The following is a 19228-nucleotide window of genomic DNA, read 5'->3' on the forward strand; positions in this document are numbered from 1 at the left end:
TATTTCATTGTAATTACACAGTGCAGCGCTTAACGACCATCATTGTCATCAATTTTTAAATGATCAATGGATTCTTTTATAAATACCCGCACCATTTTAGCGCGTTGGGTTCCATTATTGATCACGGTATAGCTTTTCGCTGCCTCGGGGATTACGAAAGTTTCCGCATAATGATATACCCGCTCCTCCCCGGCTACCTGAACGGTTACCGAGCTGCCCTCCACCAGCATCAGCACATTACAGCTTTCGTCGGTAGTAAATGAAATGCGGGAATCAAATTCCACCCGGTGCACATCGTAAAAATGATGGGGATGCGTGGGTAAGTGATAGATCTCCCAGTCGTCGCCATTGGAGATCAGACGGGGATGGGCAAGCAGTTCTTTTGACACATAACTCCCCTTGTAATCAAAACGCAGATTGTTAAATGCATGTTCTATATTGATGGCCCGTGGTTCGCCGTTCAGGTCCACCTGCAACCAATCATACATTTTAAAAGTAAAAATATAGGGCGTGGAGCTGATCTCCAATACCAGGTTATTGGCTCCGGAACTATGTACCGTTCCGTTGGGAATAAGGAAAAGGTCATGCTTATGAGCCTTATGTACCTGCACAAATTCGGCTACCGGAACCTCAACCTGGTTCCGGTGGCTGTTTTCCAGCGCGTCCCGGAAAACTCCGGGTTCAATTCCATCACGGAAACCGAGGTATACTTTTGCATCGTTCTGGCAATCCAGGATATAGTAGGTTTCATCCTGTGTAATCCGCTCTCCGAAATGTTTCCGGATATACGAAAGCCGGGGATGACACTGGATGGAAAGGTTGCCTCCGTTCCAGGTATCCAGGAAGTCGAACCGGATGGGGAATTCATCTCCAAAAAAATCAGCGTGCCGCCCGATAACCGCGACCGCATCCCAAAGCATCAGGAAATCAAAAGCCAGCTCCAGTAAACAGCCATTGCTTTCAAAAACAATTCCGTTCTCCGGTACAATCAGTTCAAAAGACCAGGCATAATTCACTTCCTCCGGATTCAATCCCGGTATGTGGTCCTTCATCCACTGTCCGCCCCACGCCCCCGGTTCAAACCAGGGCCGCACCCGGAAACTGCTCCTTGCCATATGAGCGAATGCGGGACGGATATCAGCTGATAGCGCCCAGCTTAAGGTATCTGCCCATTGCACATCTCCCAAAACCGTTATCCGGTTCAGAATTTGCTTCTTGTGCGCGTTGTGTACTACCCAGTCTACAAAATAAAAACGCTTGTACATCCGGGCGGCCAGGGTTGGCGTTGTTGCTCCCAGGTTGGTAACCGCCCCCGCCCGCATGCGGTACTGGATTTCATTTTTGGGTACATCCAGGTAAACCACCGGTGCCTCCCAGCCGCATAAAGCAGCACCGGTACCCACCACCAATGTACAGTCAGCAGTAGCATCGGGTTCAATGGCGGCTAAACGGTTCACATCAAAAAAGTCCGATAGCGAACGGGTACAGCGCGTTCCCCAAACAGCATCCTCCGCTCCTAAAAAAGGGGCTACCAAAGCGTCGATTTCTATCTCGGGTTTTAAATAGTCATCCGTAAAGATCCAATGTACCCGGACTCCCTTTTCCTGGAACGCGGTATTTAAAGAGCGATATACGGTTTCCCAAAGCACCCCGCTGTAACCGTCGATCACTACCTTTTTCTGCTCCAGGATCCAGTCAGCAAGGGATGCGTATCCCTGCCGGATCTTATTTGCTCCGAGGGAATGAAACGGGTACATGGAATACGCACCGGCTTCGGAAGAGATGCCGTTTATTTGCTGTGGCATCAATGGCTGCCCGCTTTTTCTGCACAATTGTGGAATATTTTTGCGGGTCTCCGTGCGCGTCTGAGTAGGTTCAGTCATAATCGTTGTATTGCTGTTTGCCGCCCGGATATGTACCTGTTGTCTCCAACCAATCCTTACTTAACTGCACAACCTGGCGCAGCAACCGGAAAGGCGATACTACTAAAATAATGCAAACCGGGCAGCTGATCATTATTTTGCCCAAATGTACATACATTTAAACATATAGCGAAATCTTTCCGCTTTTTTATAAACCGGCGGCCTTGCCGCTCATATGTGGAACCCATCCACTACGGCATCCCGAAGGCATACGTCCCCTCCCTGCTCCGTTTCCTCGCGATAATCCCCTATCTTTAAAAAAAGTTTCTATGTGGGATTTCCTGGATTTTTTATACAAAGTGGTTGTTATAATTGCCGGTATCGCTTCCCTGCCGGTCTTTCTTAAAAAGAAGAAAGCCTGAACATGATCTCTTCCGGATAAAATCCCTTCACATATACCTGTTATGCTTACCCTTATTCTTATTATCCTTGTTTTTCTAATTGTTGGAGGTTATACCCAGCGCAATAAATAAGCCACTGGTAGCTGTTCTAAAAATGTAATTACCTGGCTGATCTTGCAGACCGGCTATTCCGTTGATCTGCGGTGCCAGGCGAAACCAATGCTTCATGCCCGGAACAATTCCCTTCCGGTGCCGTGTGCCCGCCGCGAAACCCGCTTCTTCCAGCCAGGGGGGATGCCGGCAACCCGTATGCCCTGTCTGCTTGCATATTAAAGGCCTGGGGTATGGTCATAACGGCGCTATGGCAGGCTACCGCTCGACGATGGCTTATGCCCTGCCACGGCTGTATCCGTCGTTGTGTTGTTACGGTACGGGCCTGCGCATTATGGACCGGTTTGAACACGGTCCCAAAGCACTGAGCAAGGCCGGTATAGCAGCCAGCCCGGCGCTGGACTATCCCGGCAAATAAGAGATCTAATATAAAGCAAGCCTGGCACCAGAACAACCGGGCCAGGCTTTACCACAACCAACACCTACAACTTAATTTAACTCAGTTATGAATTGCGCTTTATGCTTCCTGACTTTCTTCAGGTTGACCAACCAGTCTTTTTCTTTGTCCCGGTACCCTAAAGCCATGATCACAGCGCTCCGCAATCCTTTTTGTTTTAACCCCAATAACGCATCCAGCTGTTCGGGATCAAAGCCTTCCATGGGTGTACCATCAATACCTTCTGCAGCCGCCGCAACAACCGTTACGCCTAATGAAAGATAGGCCTGCCGGGCCGCATGCGCATATCCCTGGTCTTTATCCATGCCCGCGAATTTGCTCAGCAACGATTGCCGTTGCCGTTCCAACCGTTCCGGATCACCGCCTCTTTCTGCAGCTGTATGTGCAATAAATTCGTTGATGCGTTCAGGAGTGTACTGGTCCCAGGCGGCAAATACCAAAAGATGCGAACAGCCTGTGATCTGTGGCTGATTGAACGCCGCCGGAAGGATCTTTTCTTTCAGTTCCGGGCTGCTGATTACAATAATTTCAAAGGGTTGCAGCCCATTAGAAGAGGGCGCCAGCCGGGCGGCTTCCAAAATCCGGTCCATTTGTTCCTGCGGGATCTTCTTCCCGTTCATGGCCTTGGCCGCATAGCGCCAGTTGAGCTGCTCAATAATTTTCATAATACCTGCTGTTATTTGAACCTGATAAAAAAATCGATATCGTCCCCTGTGTCGCTGCTATTTTTGGGGCTGCAGTTCCAGGAAAATGGTCACATCCACATCTTTGGCAACGGCCTGCCCTGTTGGATCAAACGGTATATGATAGTCAAACCGGTTGATCTTTATCGTTGTCTGAAAACCGATCACATCCTTTCCCATCTGGTTTTTCGTACGCCCGCCATAAATAGCTTCCAGCACAACCGGCTTTGTTACATCCTTGATGGTCAGATTGCCCTTTAGCAGGTACCTGTTGCCGGACTTCTTTTTAAAGCCGGTACTCACAAATTTCATTTCGGGAAACTTCTCCACTTCAAAAAAATCCGCCGTTTTCAGGTGCTTATCGCGAGGAGCCACACCGGTATTAATGCTGGCGGTGGCTACCGTAAAACGAATCTTTGCATCAGAGAAATCGGCTTTTGAAGTTTCCAGTGTTCCCTGGAACTGATCAAACTTTCCGGTAACAAAACTGATCCCCATATGCTTGATGGTAAAGTTGATGGACGAATGCATGGGATCTGCCGACCAGGTGGTTTGCGCAAATAGCTGAATACTGAAGATTGAAACCGCGAGGAATAAAAAAACTTTTTTCATTTGTTTATAATTTTTTAAGAACATATACAGCGTTACAAATGCCGGTGCAAAGCTGCCGCAATGTTGTTCCTCAAAAAATAACATAGATTAAGTTTATCCGGATTTTTCATTTCTGTAACAAACGGACGGCTGAGAATTGAGAGTTGGGAATTCAGAATCGAGTATCCAGGATCTAAATATTAAATACCAGCATCTGTTTCGTTTATCAGCGTGAATCTGCGGTCTATTTTTCCCGCGGATCGCCGCAGAGTTGTCAGTCGTTTCCCACAGAAGCCCTCCACATTTCATCAGCGCGAATCTGCGGGCTATTTTTCCCGCCGATCGCCGCAGATCTTTCAGCCGTTTCCCACAGAAGCCCTCCACATTTCATCAGCGTAAATCTGCGGGTTATCTTCCCTGCGGATCGCCATAGAGTTGTCAGTCGTTTCCCACAGAAGCCCTCCGCATTTCATCAGCGTAAATCTGCGGGCTATTTTCCCCGCCGATCGCCGCAGATCTTTCAGCCGTTTCCCACAGAAGCCCTCCGCATTTCATCAGCGCGAATCTGCGGGCTATTTTTCCCGCCGATCGCCGCAGATCTTTCAGCCGTTTCCCACAGAAGCCCTCCACATTTCATCAGCGTAAATCTGCGGGTTATCCTCCCTGCGGATCGCCATAGAGTTGTCAGTCGTTTCCCACAGAAGCCCTCCACATTTCATCAGCTTAAATCTGCGGGCTATCCTCCCTGCGGATCGCCATAGAGTTGTCAGTCGTTTCCCACAGAAGCCCTCCACATTTCATCAGCGCGAATCTGCGGGCTATCCTCCCTGCGGATTGCCGCAGATCTTTACACTGCCATATAACAAAAGGCCGCCCGGATCAATGCGGGCGGCCCTGGATCTAAATAATTTATAAAACGGCTATCCCACCATTCGCTTGCTTTCCTCCCACTGGATCCGGCCCAGCCCGGGATGTACATGCCGGTCGCTGTGATAGGAAGAGCGCACCAGGGGGCCGCTTTCTACATAATCCAATCCCATTTCATAACCGGCATCTTTATAAAAGGCAAATTCATCAGGATGCACAAAACGTTGCACCGGCAGGTGTTTGGGTGTAGGCTGCAGGTACTGCCCAATGGTCACCACATCGCAGCCGTTATCTTTCAGGTTCCGCAGGGTTTGCAGCACTTCTTCCCGGGTTTCACCCAGCCCCAGCATGATGCCGCTCTTCGTACGCGCACCGCCTTCTTTCAGGGCACGGATCACTTCCATGCTGCGCCAGTACTTAGCCTGGATGCGCACCTGCTTGGTCAGCCGCTCCACGGTTTCAATATTGTGCGAAATCACTTCCGGGGCCGCTTCCATCACGGTCTGGATATCTTCTTTTTTTCCTTTAAAATCGGGAATCAGGGTTTCCAGGGTTGTTCCCGGGTTCAGCGCTTTTACCGCGCGGATGGTATTGAACCAGATGGAGGCGCCTCCGTCCTTCAGTTCATCCCGGTCTACCGATGTGATCACCGCATGTTTTACCTTCATCAGGTAAATAGCTTCCGCCACACGCTGGGGTTCATCATAATCCACCGCCTCCGGGCGACCAGTGGCCACGGCGCAAAATCCGCAGCTGCGGGTACAGATATTTCCCAGGATCATAAAGGTGGCGGTTCCCTCTCCCCAGCACTCGCCCATATTCGGACAGTTGCCGCTTTCGCAGATGGTATGTAATTTATGCTGGTCCACCAGGCCGCGCACATGCTTATAGCTTTCGCCAATGGGCAGTTTCACCCGCAGCCAGTCAGGCTTCTTTATCTTCGTTGTTACCGGTAATTCGATCATGACGCGAAAATACTATAATTTATGCTCACTATTTTTCATTTGGGGCTGTGGGCTTCAGAACAGGTCCCAGCCGCAGTTCCCGCTGCTCCGGGCTGCGGCCCCGGCCTCACCCGGGGCTAAACCCTGCACATCGGGCAGCCCATCTACTAACAACAGGTAGCAACGATTTGTTCACCAGCAGATACCCGATCAGGAAAACGCCCCTGAACGCACTAAAAAGTAGCATCCGCCATGTCAAACGCATCCGGACCAGGAGCTGTACGGGTGTTTCAGCATTTAGAAACTGTGCGCGCAAACCCGCCGGCAGAAAGTCCGGCTCTACGCCAAATCTGAACACGATTGGCTAAATTTGTAAAAAGCATGATCGTATGCAAACAACCAGACAAGTACCAGCGCTAACAGGTAACGGAACAAAATAATAAGACATTTCCCGCGATGTGCCGTTTACAGCAGACCCATATGTTACCCTTGTTCGTTGACACTCAACGGTTTTCCCTGCAAATAAACAAACTGTTGTTTCAATATTAAAAACCATAACACGCAAAAATGAGGCACTATGCTGTTTTTTTAATCCTGCTGCTTATTCCGGTTCATCTCCATGGGCAACAACGAAAACACCCCAAGCCGCTTCAATCAAAAGGCGCTTATTTACATATTGCTACAGGAATGACCTTTCCGGAACAAATTGAAACGGTACCAAGAAAAAGCATTTATTCGCTCACAAAACAAGACGACAATATTGAAGTAATGTATGAAACTCCATCCAGCATATCCATAGCCATTCAAATATATCCGGCTGGAGACGGAGCCGAAGGGCGGCTAAGAAATGAATATTTAAAAGCCCTCCAAACAATTTCAACGAATACCACACGAACCATTGGTTTCGACCAGGGCCCGATCCGGAGAAAGGGTCCTCAATATATTTGTAACGGATTCAAAGCACGCTACGGTGCAAAAGGCGAATATAAAAACAATCAGGTCATTTTATATGAATGCGGTGCCTGGTTCTTAAAAATACGGCTTGGATCAACAGGTTTGAATGACAGCAGTATAGCAGCTTTGGAGCAACGGATCCTGGACTGTTATGACCCTACTTCACTGACGGCACTAAAACCACTGCCCGCAAAGTCAGAATTTCTTGTAGCGCCGGGATTGGGTAAAGACAGGGAGCGAGCTCAGTATATTCTTAAAAGCGGACTCAAAAAGCTGGAATGGGTCAACACCCATATTCCTGAAAATGAACGGGCCTCCGGTTTTCCTGATTTATACCTGGCCATGCACCTTGCAGCTTTAAAGGAATTGGAAGCATGTGAAAATGAAGATTTCAGTGCCGACAATAATATTGCAATGTTCATTAGTACTATCAATCAGGTAGCAAGGGCTGGCTATCTCCCGGAGTTCTTAATGAAACAATATAATATGGTGATGATTGTGCCGGAAAACATGACGTTTAATTTTGAAGGATTTGCGAAATGGCAGAAAACGCGCAATATTTATGTAGACATGCAAAAACGCTACTACCTGATCGTATTCAAGCATCCTGACAAAAAAGATACGGATCTCAACCAGTAATACTGCGGCACAACGAGCCCTTTCCATAAATTATTCGTCGCTGGGTGCAACTTGTAGTCGCACCTGCCCATTTTATCGCCTCCGGCGATCTCAAAAAAACTATCTTTACGCATTAAATAAATAAACAATGACTTCAGAAGTTCTATACAATGGAGACCTGCGCACTACCTGCACCCACTTAAAAAGCGGATCGCATTTTGAAACAGATGCGCCTACCGATAACAACGGGAAAGGCGAACGGTTTTCCCCCACAGACCTGCTGGCTACCAGCCTGGCGGCCTGTATGATCACCGTGATGGGCATCAAGGCCCGTACCATGGATTTTGACCTGGATGATGTAAAAATTGAAGTACTGAAAAAGATGGCGGCCGACCCCCGGCGGGTAAGCGGTATCGATCTGAAAGTACATATTCCCGGGAACCTGGCCGTGATCGATGCCAAAACCATCGATATCCTGAAACGCACTGGTTATACCTGCCCCGTGGCTAAAAGCCTGCATCCGGATATTGAAATAAATATCGACTGGGGCGCCTGGGCCTGAGGAAGGAGATTCCAGATTTGAGACTTGAGATTTGAGATGCGGAACCGGGGCCTAAGGATCCATCAGCTTTTTAGATCCGCTTATAGTCTGCATCCTGCTGCTTTTATTTTCCAGCGATTGACCAGGTAAATGAAAACGATTCAAAGACTTTTTCTCTTTCTTTTTGCGATCCTGGTGATTCATAAATGTCCGGCGCAACAAGATCAGCCGGCATTTAAGGTCATTGCCTTTTTTACGGCCCGGAATGACCCGGCACATATCAGTTTTGTGCACGAGGCCAACAAGTGGTTCCCGGCAATGGCCTTGAAATATCATTTCCGGTATGATTCCACCAACAACTGGAATAACCTCAATGATACGTTTCTTGCCCGGTATCAGGTTGTACTCTTCCTGGATACCCGGCCGGAACAGCCGGAGCAACGAAAAGCATTTGAAGCCTACATGCGGCGGGGAGGTGGCTGGATGGGTTTTCATTTTGCAGCATTTGCCCTGCCGGGATCGGCTGTTCCCGATAACTGGCCCTGGTACCACAACCAGTTCCTGGGCTCGGGCAACTATGTAAGCAATACCTGGCGCCCGACTGCTGCCGTTTTAAAAACAGAATTTAAAAAAAATCCCGTGTTGAAAGGGATGCCTTCGGTATTCCGCTCGGCACCGAATGAATGGTACCGCTGGCAATACGACCTGCGGAAAAACCCGGATATTGATATCCTCCTGTCCATCGATTCCAGCAGCTTCCCGCTGGGTACGGGGCCCAAACTCCAGGAGATATGGCACAGCGGGTATTACCCGGTGGTATGGAGTAATAACAAATACCGTATGGTGTATTTCAACATGGGCCATAATGATATCGATTATGAGCACCATACCAACCGGGAACTATCCTTTACGTTTGTCAATCCTGTACAAAACCAGCTGGTGCTGAATACGCTGCTTTGGCTGGGTAATGGTGTAAGAAACCCGCCAAAGAACTAATTTTTTCCCGCAACATTTCATCTCCGGGTATTTTTCCCGCGGATTTACGCAGATATTCTCCGCTGATTTCCGCGAATCTTTGCCCTGGTTCAGATCACCATTGCGGCGTTTTTATCCGTGTCATCTGCGGGCTGTTTTCCCGCTGATCGTGCAAATATTTGCTCTATTTCAGATCCAGCATTGCGATGTTTCATCCGCGTCATCTACAGGCTGTTTTCCCGCTGATCGCACAGATATTCTCCGCTGATTTCCGCGAATCTTTGCCCTGGTTCAGATCACCATTGCGGCGCTTTTATCCGCGTCATCCGCGGGCATCTTTCCCGCTGATTGCGCAGATATTCTCCGCTGATTTCCGCAGATACGTTCCTGATCCCATCTGCAGGAAACCAACACAGAAATTAATACGGGATGCTTTCGTCCACATCGTATTTCATCCCGGGGTAATCCAGTATGCGGCGCATCAGGCCGATCTGACCAAACAGGTAGTCTTCACGCCCGATACACATCCCTACCATATTCAATTTATTTTCTTCAACAAACCCAACGCCCATCCCAAAAGGATATGCTTCGTTTAACTCCGCGTCGGTTACGGTTTGCAATTTCTGAAAAAGCAGGGGCGATATTTTATGCCATTCTTCTTTTAGCGCGGCAAGGGTTGGGTAGGTGGCCGTTGCATCCAACGCTTTCGCATCCTTAAAAAGCGCTTCATTCGGATCCTTATCGGCAATCCCAAGGATATTGGCCAGCCAATACCGGCAATTGACCAAATTACCAGCCATCCATACGATATGATTGGTACGGTCTTCAACCCGCTTCAATGCATCGGCTTCATTGATTCCCGCAATGGCGTTATTAAACTGTTGTGTATGCATCCGGTAAGCTGGAATAATCAGCTGTAACCGGCTAACGGTAGTTTCCATTTTTTCTTTTTTTAAAATTAAAGGACCAGGTCGGGTGGCTTTCAGCTTTCAGCATTTAGCATTCAGCTGATCACTCTGTTTTTATTGATTGGCCTGGCGGGAAGAATAGTTGATCATCCAGTATACACCAAACTGATCCTGCAAGCTTCCGAAATAATCGCCCCAGAACTGGTCTGCCATCGGCATTTCAATCTTTCCTCCCTGGGATAAGGCACCAAACAAACGATCGGCTTCTTCCCGGCTTTCGGGGAAAATGGAAATATAATTGTTATTGCCTACCGTTAGCTTGTGCCCCATGGAAGGAACGATGTCTGAGGCCATCAGCAGATCGCCGCCAACAGGAAGCGCTACGTGCATCACCCGCCTTTTCTCATCTTCCGGCAGGTTTTCAGTACCCGGGGCATCGCTCATGCGCATAATGCCTCCCACGAACTCGCCTCCAAAAACAGATTTGTAGAAAAGGAATGCGGCTTCGGCCTGGCCATCAAAATTTAAGTAAGGATTTAATTTTGCCATTGTATTTTGTTTTATTGAGATTTTAGATTTGAGAATCGAGAATTCAGATTTGAGATTTGAGCATTTGGAAATTGGTGTCGGCTACTGTTCGGCCAGTGCTTTTACTGTTTCCAGCCCTTTGGTAAATCCATTGTCCATCATTTCCTTGTACTTCGGATCGACGTCCACCAATACCTCGAGCGTGGTACCGCCGCCTTCTTCCCTCAGGTAGTACCGCTCCAGGAAGCCGGCCCATTCTTTTACCGCTTCACTGGTGGTATCTTCCACGCCGTTTTCTATGGAACCAAGATGTTCAAACACCAGTTCCTCCGGCGCCTGGATGCGGCGGATGGTACTCACCATTCCGTTTCCTTTTCCATCCAGGAAACGAGTACGCCCTCCTTCTTTCCAGTCAGATTCCATAGTAGAACCGGGCGCAAAAGCGGCCGTCCATTGCCGGTAGGTATCGTTATTCCAGAGTATGTCCCACACTTTTTGTGCAGGCGCATGGATTTGTTGTTTATACGAATAGGTTTCCATATTTTTTTGATTAAAATATTATGAACCGGGGTTTAACGGATCACCCGTTGGTGCCATTGTAAGCAGCTTCCAGTGCGGCAATATCCAGCTTCTTCATTTTCATTAAAGCCTGCATCATCCGTCCGGAGGCCTCCTGGTTTCCGGCGGCCATCAGTTTGCCCAACCGGGCAGGAATGATCTGCCAGCTCAAACCAAATTTATCTTTTAACCAGCCACATTGGCTTTCTGCGCCGCCATCTGCAATCAATGCATTCCAATAGCGGTCAATTTCTTCCTGGGTGTCGCATTCCACCACCAGGGAAATGCCCTCGTTAAAATTAAAAGGATGCGCCAGCGAACTGTCCATCGCCCCAAGGGTATAACCACTGATATGAAACTGGGCATGTTGTACATGACCAGCGGTATCGCCTCCCCCCTCCGGGTATTCCATAATGCCCTCCGTTGCTGAACCGGGAAACAGCTCCGTATAAAAACCAATCGCTTCTTTCGCGCATCCGTTCTGTTGGTTGATGAACATCAGCGTGGGCGTAAAATACTGAGTAGTGGCACCCTTTTCCCCGGTATATAGTTGCCAGGACACACCGTATTTATCCTGCACCCAGCCGTACTTTTTACTAAAGGGATATGCGTTCAACGGCATCAGGGCAAAGCCGCCTTTTACCAGTTCATTGTATAACCGTTCCGTCTCTGTTTCATCTTCATTCGCAATGAGGAAAGACACAGACGGGTTGGGTGTAAATACGGGGCCTCCGTTCAGCAGCATCAGTTTCTGGCCGCTGCAATCGATGGTTACTACCATGCCCGAGTCTGCGCTGATCGTTGTATCGGGGAAAATATTGCTATAAAATGTGGCCGCCTCTTTTCCGTTTGCATTGAACCAGATACAGGGGTAAATTAAATGAGTCATGACGTTTATCGTTTTAGTAAGGAGTTATTTTTTTAATGCCGTTTTCTTTGCCGGCGCCTTTTTTGTTTTCGCTTTTTCTTCTTCTGATCTTACCCGGTAGGCAACCATTTCTTTAATCAAATGCCCGGGCAACGCTATATCCAGGGGAAACTGCACGGTACCTTTTGATGTCTTGTAATCCTTTAACCGGTCCGCAAAGGCCGTTATCGGCGACCCGGTGGGATAGAAACCGATATGCTTTTCGTATGCCGCATAGTATACCAGTACCGTTGTTGTTCTGATGGCCGGCATATTGTAACTGATCACCTCCACGGCATCTTTGGGAGCCGCCTGCCTTACCATCCTGCGCATTTCTTCCAGTCGCTTTTTCCGAATGCCGGAAAACGCATTTATATAAGCATCTACTGTTGTAAATTTAGTATTAATCATACCATTTTATTTGTTCCATTCCTGAATGTTAGTCCGGATGCTTCCAGTGCGGCTTTTAAAACCGGCATGGACGTAGGTCCGATGCCATGTAACGCCAGGACTTCTTTTTCGGTGTGTTGTGCCAGTGCTGCCACAGTGCCGATCCCCGCATGTTCCAGTGCCCGCCGCGCCGGAGCCCCCAACCGGGAAAGAAAACCACTTTATGGCTTTTTTTCCTGCTCGCATACAGGACACACCGGGCAATTACTGCTTTTATAATAACGGTGCCCTTTGTCGCAGATCCTTAATGTGCCTTTTGACATAACGCCTGATTATTGCTGGTTAAAATACGGCTGCATTTGCTGTAACTGACGCGTATGCCTCCGCAAATGATAATCGGCGAACAATACCCACTCCAGGCCGGTGAGGTCACCGATGGTAGGGAACGGTACACCCGCGCAAAGCATCAGCAGGTCTTCTTCGCGGATCCGGGCGCCGAGCGATTCACGGATCTCTTTTAATGCATGTAACAATGGCGCTCTGTCGATCGGTTCATTTGAAGGCAACACTACTGCCGGAGCTTTTGCTTTCCGTTCAAAATTTAAAAATATCTCCCGCAGCAACGGCTCATGCGCATCCGGGGCACGCCCGGGTGTTGTTTTCGGAACGGATAGTGCACTTTTTGTACCATTTAAAAATTTCAATACATGATCGCCCACCTGTGCCGGCGACCAGCTGCCTTCAAACGGAACCCGGTTCAACACTTCCGGAGAAAAAGATTCCAGGAGGTTTGTAAAATGATCCGCTGCCGCTGTAAAATCGCGGAGCAATGCTGTGGTATCGTTTGTTACTGTTTGCATAAAAAATAATTTAATGAATGATTCGGGAGGTGCCGTTCTTAATTTAAAATATCCGCGCGATACCCCTCTAATTTCAATGAAAAATGAACCCGCCGGATATCAATCGGCTGACGGGATTCTATCCGCAGGATCCGGTCGCAATCTTCCAGGTCAAAATTAATTTTCGACCGGGGAAAGACGCGCTTGAGGTTCCTCACCAGCATCCTTGCCGTAGCCTTATCGAAAACATTGGTTCTAAAAATCTCGATCCGTTTCATCCCCTGAGTTTTAACACGGTTTATGGAACTACTTTATAATGCAGCCGGACAATGCCCGATGGAAATGTTCTTGTATCCAGCAATTGCAAAGCAGTGGGACCGGCATTCTTAAAAAAAGGCATCCCTTTACCCAGCAGCTGCGGATCCAGCAGCAGGATATATTCATCAATCAACTGCAGTTCCTGCAGCGCCATACTTACCGATCCGCTGCCAAGAATCACAATATCCTTTTTTGCTGTTTCTTTTATTCCGTTCACCGTGTCCCGGTTAAGCGCTTTATGAAAAAAGCTATGCGGCCAGTTGCTGTTGTCAACCGTCGTTGAAAACGTATGCTTTGCCGTTTCATTCATATATGCCGCAATCTCCGGATACTGCGCGGCAGCACCGGGCGTAGGCCAGAAGGCCTCCATCATTTTAAACGTTGTGCGTCCGAATAAAATGGTATCTGCACGGTCCAGGCCCGACAGGTTTGCCTTTTCCAGCTCCGGATCAACGGTAAACCAATCCGTTTCCCCGTTTGGACCTGAAAAGATACCGTCGACAGAAATCCAGTTAAAAACAAAAATCCTGCTCATAAAGATCTGTTTTGAGTGTCTTCCTTTTACATACAAACCTACAACAGTCATACCCATTTTCAGATACGCAAATACGACAATACCTGGGGTTGATTACGACATTCTTCTCATTTATCTTTGCTGAGCTAAAAAAATATGAAATGAAAAAAGTAGTCATCCTCCTGCTCAAGGGCGCTAACCTTTCCAGCATTGAAAATCCAAGGCAGGGTTTTGAAGAAGCCAATCAGTACCTTGTTGCCAACGGCCGCCAGCCATTGTTCCAGGTACAGTTGGCTGCAGCGGAACCAAAGGTTCAATTAAATAACGGGCTTTACGAAGTACAGGCCCAGCTCCTGGTCAACGAAATTCACCACGCCGATCTCATTCTTGTACCGGCATTACAGGAGCCGATCGGGCGGTACGTGCAGGAGAACCAGAGCATTATCCCCTGGCTGATAGAGCAGTACGAGGCAGGTGCTGAAATTGCCAGTCTTTGCATGGGCGCCTTTTTACTGGCCGGCACCGGGCTGCTGAATCATAAAAGCTGTGTTACCCATTGGAAGGCCAGCAACGATTTTGCCCGGCTCTTTCCGCAAGTAAACCTGGTCGCCGACAAGATCCTCACCGATGAAAACGGCGTATACACCAGCAGCGGCGCCTTTTCTGCCTCCAACCTGGTGCTTTATCTTATTGAAAAATATGCGGGCCGGGAAGTGGCTATTTATTGCTCTAAATATTTCCAGATCGATATCCAGCGCAGCAGCCAGTCGCCCTTTATTATTTTTTCCGGCATGCGCGATCATGGTGACGATGCCATCCGGGAGGCCCAGGAATACATTGAACAGAATTTTGAAGAACGCCTCCCCGTGGACCTGCTTTGTGAACGTTTTGCGATGGGCCGCCGCACCTTTGAACGGCGCTTTAAGAAAGCAACCACCAATACCGTGGTGGAGTACATCCAGCGGGTAAAGATCGAAGCCGCAAAAAAAATGCTGGAGCAGGGCCGCAAAACCATACAGGAGGCCATGTACCATGTGGGTTATAATGATGTAAAAGCGTTCCGTGATGTATTTAAACGCATCACGGGTATGACGCCGGTAGACTATAAACTCAAATACGAAAAAATACTGGTGTAACCCTTAATGGCGCCGGTGCCGGTAAGGCTTCCGGAAAAAGGCCTCCACTCTTCTGTTAAAAGCCCGGCTGTGATCTACCAGGGTGGCATGCCCGGAATTGGGTACGATCCACAATTCCCCCCTCCTGATATTGGCCGCAATCTGCCGGGTATGTGCCACGGGGATCAGGTCGTTATCGCCCCCGATGATCAGCGAAGGACACTGAATCTTCCGCAGTTCACTGAACGCTATATTGGGCTGCTCATAATCCAGCATAAACACTTTATAATCGTTTTTTTCTTTATCACCGGTAAGTGGCATCCGTTTTTGCCAGGCATTATAATCCCGCACACCATCGCGCCACACATCCGGCCGCAGCCCTATCGAATCGGCACTGAGATTAGCGCCCGTACTGGCCAGCTTGATTACTTTTTCCGGATGGCGCATGGCCAGTTCCAGTGCAATGATACCCCCATCGCTCCAGCCCAGCACATAGGCCGAAGAAATATGCATCGCCGACAACAGAGCACTATAGTCATCAGCCATCATTTCAAAACTAAGCGAATCGGAAGGATCCACCGAACGTCCGTGCGCCCGGCTATCGGCCAGGATCACTTTGTATTTTTTTGAGAAATACGGAAGGTTATTGGCAAAAGCGCTCATATCGCCCCCATTCCCATGAATCATCAGCAAGGGCTGGCCCTGGCCGTATACTTCTGTATACATACGAAATCCCCTGATGGTATAGTATTTTCCAACGGCATCATTATAGTTGTAAGTGGCTACCCTCAGCTGTGCGCAGCCAGGCATCAATGCGGCCACCAACCATAACAGGAATGCCCCGATTCCCTGTTTCATATTGTACTTATTCCCCCGTGTTTTTATCTTCTCTAAAGTTAAGCGCTAATTGCCGATTTATACCGCAAAACCTTGACTTTTGCTCCACTTTTGGTCAAGCAAAAGTGGAAGAAGAAAAGAAAGAATAGCGACGGGGTATCAACGCATCGTATAATCTGTCATTAGCAATTTATTTAAGACCTATGCATATTATTGTTCAATAGCCCCTGATCCGCCGCGGCGGACAGGATGACATTGCAGTTTGTGGGAGTGCGACCATTTGGAATACCCCTTGACGGGACCACCCATTACAAATAAGACCAGTTTTCTTTATATCTTTACGTCCGAAATCATGAAGATACATCTGATCAAAACCCTACTATTTGCAACTGCGTTACTAACCCGGCTTGCAGCTGCAGCACAGGAGAAACCCCTCCGTTTTCTCTTTGAATTAACCGCCCAGAATAATTTGTCTGTTCCCGTCCGGCTAAACGGCACCGACAGCCTGCACCTGATGTTTCATTTTGCAGCAGATGCGGTAACATTAACAGCGGAGACGACACGAAAAATCACTTCCGTTCGCTTTGAAACCACCGATAGCGTTTCAAGCTGGGGCGGCACGGGAAATGCATCCCGGTTTAGCAGCAACAACCAGCTTCAGATCGGCGATCATACCTGGGGGCACCTTCCGATATGGGAGGATCAGTACTCCGGAAAGGGAACCGATGGTAAGTTTGGGCCGCACCTTTTTGATAAAAAGGCCGTGCTTATCGACTTCGATAAAAAACAAATCGCCATTGATGATCGCTTTCCAACAGAAGGCTATAAAAAATTTAAATTGATTCATAAATACGGAATGCTGTTTGTTGAAGCAAGCCTTCGTATTGGCGGCAAAACCTACCTCAACCAATACCTGCTGCATACCGGTTATTCCGGCGACCTGTTACTGGACGATGCTTTTGTAATAAAAAATCATTTAAATGAACTACTGAAAGTAACGGATACAAAAGCATTAAAGGACGCTTTTGGCAATATTGTAAAAGTGCAGAAAGCCGTTGCTCCGCAATTAATCATCGGTCAATTCCGCTTTAACCATGTACCGGTTGGTTTCTTTGAAGGAAAACTGGGCACCCAGCAAATGAGCTTTATGGGAGGTGATCTTCTAAAACGGTTCAACCTCATCATCGACGCAGAACGGCAATTTATTTATCTCAAACCCAATACACTGCAACACACCGATTTCTTTAAAGGATAAACGTTGGGTTACTTTTTTCGCCCGGCTGTATTAATGGCCGTTATGCGTGCTCAATAATTACATATCATCTTGTCTGCGATTCTCCCTCCGGGGGAGCGTTTTGTACATCGCACTCTTTCATTTAAAAATATTTTTTGCTGTGCAAATAGATTGCACTGACATGATTGAAATTTGCATTTTAATCATAAAGCAAACCCTTTGTTATTTAAAAACACTTTCATGAGTAAATTAAAAATAACCGGAAAAGAATTAAGACAACTGGGATACCCGGAAGGTCCGGTGATCAGTATAGCGATGAACCTTGTGCAAAAGCATTATAAATACGCATTAAAAGAAGCCGTTTTTACTATTTTAAAAAACGTATTGCAGACCCCTGCGGATTTTGTATCCGATGCGGTGCTGGCCCCTGTTGCGGCACAGTTGCTGCCACCGCCGCCCAAAGAAGACGACGGTGTGGCGGTGTCGTTGAACCAGTCGGGGATTTCTTTTAACATCTTCGGGCGGGAGCATATTGAAGAAGGCGCGCTGGCCCAGATGTATACGGCCGCGAAATTGCCGGTTTCGGTTGCCGGCGCGCTGATGCCCGATGCACACTATGGCTATGGGTTACCGATTGGCGGCGTACTGGCCACCCGGAATGCGGTGATCCCCTATGGTGTGGGCGTGGATATCGGCTGCAGGATGTGCCTGAGCATCTTCGATATCGATCCAAAAGAACTCACCAACCGCGCGCATTATTTTGTGCGGGAGCTGAACGAGGCTACCTTGTTTGGCAGCGGCGCCCAGTTTACAAGGGCAGAAGACCATGCCATAATGGACCACGAGGCGTTTCAGCAACTGCCTTTTTTAAAGCCGCTGCATGGCCGTGCCTGGAAGCAACTGGGAAGCAGCGGAAGCGGTAATCATTTCGTGGAATTTGGCATTGTTGAAATCCGGGAGCAGGACGATGTGTTGGGCGTCGCACCCGGCTTGTATCTTGGCCTTTTATCCCATTCCGGTTCCCGTGCGCTGGGAGCAGCCATTGCCGATCATTATACAAAGATCGCCATCAGCAAAAGAAGGCTGCCGCAGGATGCCAAGAACCTGGCCTGGCTGGATCTGAACGAACAGGAAGGACAGGAATACTGGCTGGCGATGAACCTGGCGGGGGATTATGCATCGGCCTGCCATCACATCATCCATGCAAAAATTGCCAAACAGCTGGGACGCAAACCGGTAAAAATGGTGGAAAACCATCACAACTTTGCCTGGAAGGAACTGCTGGATGGTGAAGAAGTGATCGTACACCGGAAAGGGGCCACACCGGCAAGGAAAGACGTGCTCGGCATCATTCCGGGCAGCATGACCGCTGCGGGATTTATTGTAAAAGGCCGTGGCGAGGCGGCGGCTGTAAACTCGGCCTCGCATGGTGCCGGCCGCAAAATGAGCCGTAGCAAGGCTCTTCAAAGTATTACGGATGCGGAGCTGAAAAAAGAGCTCGCTAAGCATGGCGTAACGCTGATCAGTGCCGGTTTGGATGAAGCGCCTTTCGCGTATAAAGACATCGAGGTCGTAATGAAAAGCCAGCGGGCATTGGTAGACGTGGTTGGCAAATTCACGCCTAAAATTGTAAAGATGGCCGGCGATAAGATCCGGAAATGGAAGGAGAAGGAATGAGGATAGATGAACCACGAACCTTGCGGTTATTTGTGCACCCTTGCAGTTCATATTAACCGCTATGAGCGCAAAGGTTACGCAAGAGTCGCTAAGATATTCGTACCCGTTGCGTTCCTCGCGGATGCCTCGCGAACGTTGCGGTTAAAGATCAACTGGGGCACAAAGGAGCCGCAAGGATTTCTATAATGGTTTAGCGTCCCTTGCGAGTCCCCTTGCGTTCCTGGCGGTAAAAATAAAACGCAATGGGCGCAACGAATACGCAAGGCGCGCTATTAAAACCATTGTGATGGCGTTTAGCGTTCCTTGCGTCCCTGGCGGTAAAAAAACAAAACGCAATGCTATCCGCAACTCCTTTATCGATTTTTTATGGCTGTATAGAAAAAGCCCGTTAATTTAGGC

General features: G+C 48.4%; 21 protein-coding genes. 7 read left to right on the forward strand and 14 right to left on the reverse strand.

What is annotated here, in order from left to right:
- Window positions 1–29: 29 nt before the first annotated feature.
- Window positions 30–1883 (reverse strand): class I mannose-6-phosphate isomerase, encoded by a 1854-nt coding sequence (locus LL912_RS11440; RefSeq protein WP_235553705.1) that lies wholly within the window; start codon window positions 1881–1883, stop codon window positions 30–32.
- Window positions 1884–2489: 606 nt separating this feature from the next.
- Between LL912_RS11440 and LL912_RS11445 the strand changes: the two genes are divergently transcribed.
- Window positions 2490–2792 carry a hypothetical protein gene (locus tag LL912_RS11445; RefSeq protein WP_235553706.1) on the forward strand — a complete coding sequence of 101 codons (303 nt, stop codon included), beginning with the start codon at window positions 2490–2492 and terminating at the stop codon, window positions 2790–2792.
- A gap of 71 nt (window positions 2793–2863) precedes the next feature.
- On the opposite strand, the gene LL912_RS11450 is transcribed toward LL912_RS11445, so the two are convergent.
- The 3 genes from LL912_RS11450 to lipA form a co-directional block, all read right to left on the reverse strand.
- Complete coding sequence (locus tag LL912_RS11450) at window positions 2864–3496, reverse strand: NAD(P)H-dependent oxidoreductase (protein ID WP_235553707.1); 633 nt, start codon at window positions 3494–3496, stop codon at window positions 2864–2866.
- 57 nt (window positions 3497–3553) lie between these two features.
- Window positions 3554–4126 (reverse strand): YceI family protein, encoded by a 573-nt coding sequence (locus LL912_RS11455; protein ID WP_235553708.1) that lies wholly within the window; start codon window positions 4124–4126, stop codon window positions 3554–3556.
- Window positions 4127–5025: 899 nt separating this feature from the next.
- A complete protein-coding gene (gene lipA / locus LL912_RS11460) occupies window positions 5026–5937 on the reverse strand; it encodes a lipoyl synthase (protein ID WP_235553709.1) in 912 nt (303 codons plus the stop codon).
- Window positions 5938–6483: 546 nt separating this feature from the next.
- On the opposite strand from lipA, the gene LL912_RS11465 reads away from it, so the two are divergent.
- The 3 genes from LL912_RS11465 to LL912_RS11475 all read left to right on the forward strand — a co-directional run bounded on the left by LL912_RS11465 (window position 6484) and on the right by LL912_RS11475 (window position 9025).
- On the forward strand, window positions 6484–7509 hold the full coding sequence (locus LL912_RS11465; RefSeq protein ID WP_235553710.1) for a hypothetical protein: 1026 nt from the start codon (window positions 6484–6486) through the stop codon (window positions 7507–7509).
- 127 nt (window positions 7510–7636) lie between these two features.
- Window positions 7637–8050 carry an OsmC family protein gene (locus LL912_RS11470; RefSeq protein ID WP_235553711.1) on the forward strand — a complete coding sequence of 138 codons (414 nt, stop codon included), beginning with the start codon at window positions 7637–7639 and terminating at the stop codon, window positions 8048–8050.
- A 129-nt stretch (window positions 8051–8179) separates the two neighbouring features.
- Entirely contained in the window at window positions 8180–9025 is an 846-nt protein-coding gene (locus LL912_RS11475; protein ID WP_235553712.1) for a ThuA domain-containing protein, read from the forward strand.
- Window positions 9026–9423: 398 nt separating this feature from the next.
- Here the strand turns inward: LL912_RS11475 and LL912_RS11480 are convergent, their stop codons facing one another.
- The 9 genes from LL912_RS11480 to LL912_RS11520 form a co-directional block, all read right to left on the reverse strand.
- A complete protein-coding gene (locus LL912_RS11480) occupies window positions 9424–9945 on the reverse strand; it encodes a DinB family protein (RefSeq protein ID WP_235553713.1) in 522 nt (173 codons plus the stop codon).
- Between the two features lie 81 nt (window positions 9946–10026).
- Entirely contained in the window at window positions 10027–10461 is a 435-nt protein-coding gene (locus tag LL912_RS11485) for a VOC family protein (protein WP_235553714.1), read from the reverse strand.
- A gap of 81 nt (window positions 10462–10542) precedes the next feature.
- Window positions 10543–10980: an SRPBCC family protein gene (locus LL912_RS11490; protein ID WP_235553715.1), complete on the reverse strand. Its 438-nt coding sequence runs from the start codon at window positions 10978–10980 to the stop codon at window positions 10543–10545.
- A 40-nt stretch (window positions 10981–11020) separates the two neighbouring features.
- Window positions 11021–11887 (reverse strand): VOC family protein, encoded by an 867-nt coding sequence (locus LL912_RS11495; RefSeq protein ID WP_235553716.1) that lies wholly within the window; start codon window positions 11885–11887, stop codon window positions 11021–11023.
- Window positions 11888–11911: 24 nt separating this feature from the next.
- Window positions 11912–12316 carry an iron chaperone gene (locus LL912_RS11500; RefSeq protein ID WP_235553717.1) on the reverse strand — a complete coding sequence of 135 codons (405 nt, stop codon included), beginning with the start codon at window positions 12314–12316 and terminating at the stop codon, window positions 11912–11914.
- Window positions 12313–12498, reverse strand: coding sequence for a helix-hairpin-helix domain-containing protein (locus LL912_RS11505; RefSeq protein ID WP_235553718.1), 186 nt, complete (start codon window positions 12496–12498; stop codon window positions 12313–12315). The genes LL912_RS11500 and LL912_RS11505 overlap by 4 nt, the downstream gene beginning before the upstream one ends.
- 129 nt (window positions 12499–12627) lie before the next feature.
- Window positions 12628–13155 (reverse strand): DinB family protein, encoded by a 528-nt coding sequence (locus LL912_RS11510; RefSeq protein WP_235553719.1) that lies wholly within the window; start codon window positions 13153–13155, stop codon window positions 12628–12630.
- Window positions 13156–13193: 38 nt separating this feature from the next.
- Entirely contained in the window at window positions 13194–13412 is a 219-nt protein-coding gene (locus tag LL912_RS11515; RefSeq protein WP_235553720.1) for a hypothetical protein, read from the reverse strand.
- Window positions 13413–13432: 20 nt separating this feature from the next.
- Complete coding sequence (locus LL912_RS11520) at window positions 13433–13987, reverse strand: dihydrofolate reductase family protein (protein WP_235553721.1); 555 nt, start codon at window positions 13985–13987, stop codon at window positions 13433–13435.
- A gap of 140 nt (window positions 13988–14127) precedes the next feature.
- Between LL912_RS11520 and LL912_RS11525 the strand changes: the two genes are divergently transcribed.
- On the forward strand, window positions 14128–15102 hold the full coding sequence (locus LL912_RS11525) for a GlxA family transcriptional regulator (protein ID WP_235553722.1): 975 nt from the start codon (window positions 14128–14130) through the stop codon (window positions 15100–15102).
- 3 nt (window positions 15103–15105) lie between these two features.
- On the opposite strand, the gene LL912_RS11530 is transcribed toward LL912_RS11525, so the two are convergent.
- Entirely contained in the window at window positions 15106–15939 is an 834-nt protein-coding gene (locus LL912_RS11530; RefSeq protein WP_235553723.1) for an alpha/beta fold hydrolase, read from the reverse strand.
- A gap of 331 nt (window positions 15940–16270) precedes the next feature.
- Between LL912_RS11530 and LL912_RS11535 the strand changes: the two genes are divergently transcribed.
- Both LL912_RS11535 and LL912_RS11540 read left to right on the forward strand, forming a co-directional pair.
- Window positions 16271–17173 (forward strand): hypothetical protein, encoded by a 903-nt coding sequence (locus LL912_RS11535; RefSeq protein WP_235553724.1) that lies wholly within the window; start codon window positions 16271–16273, stop codon window positions 17171–17173.
- Window positions 17174–17392: 219 nt separating this feature from the next.
- Window positions 17393–18829 carry an RtcB family protein gene (locus LL912_RS11540; RefSeq protein WP_235553725.1) on the forward strand — a complete coding sequence of 479 codons (1437 nt, stop codon included), beginning with the start codon at window positions 17393–17395 and terminating at the stop codon, window positions 18827–18829.
- Window positions 18830–19228: the final 399 nt, after the last annotated feature.

Source organism: Niabella agricola, from assembly GCF_021538615.1.
Lineage (GTDB): Bacteria > Bacteroidota > Bacteroidia > Chitinophagales > Chitinophagaceae > Niabella > Niabella agricola.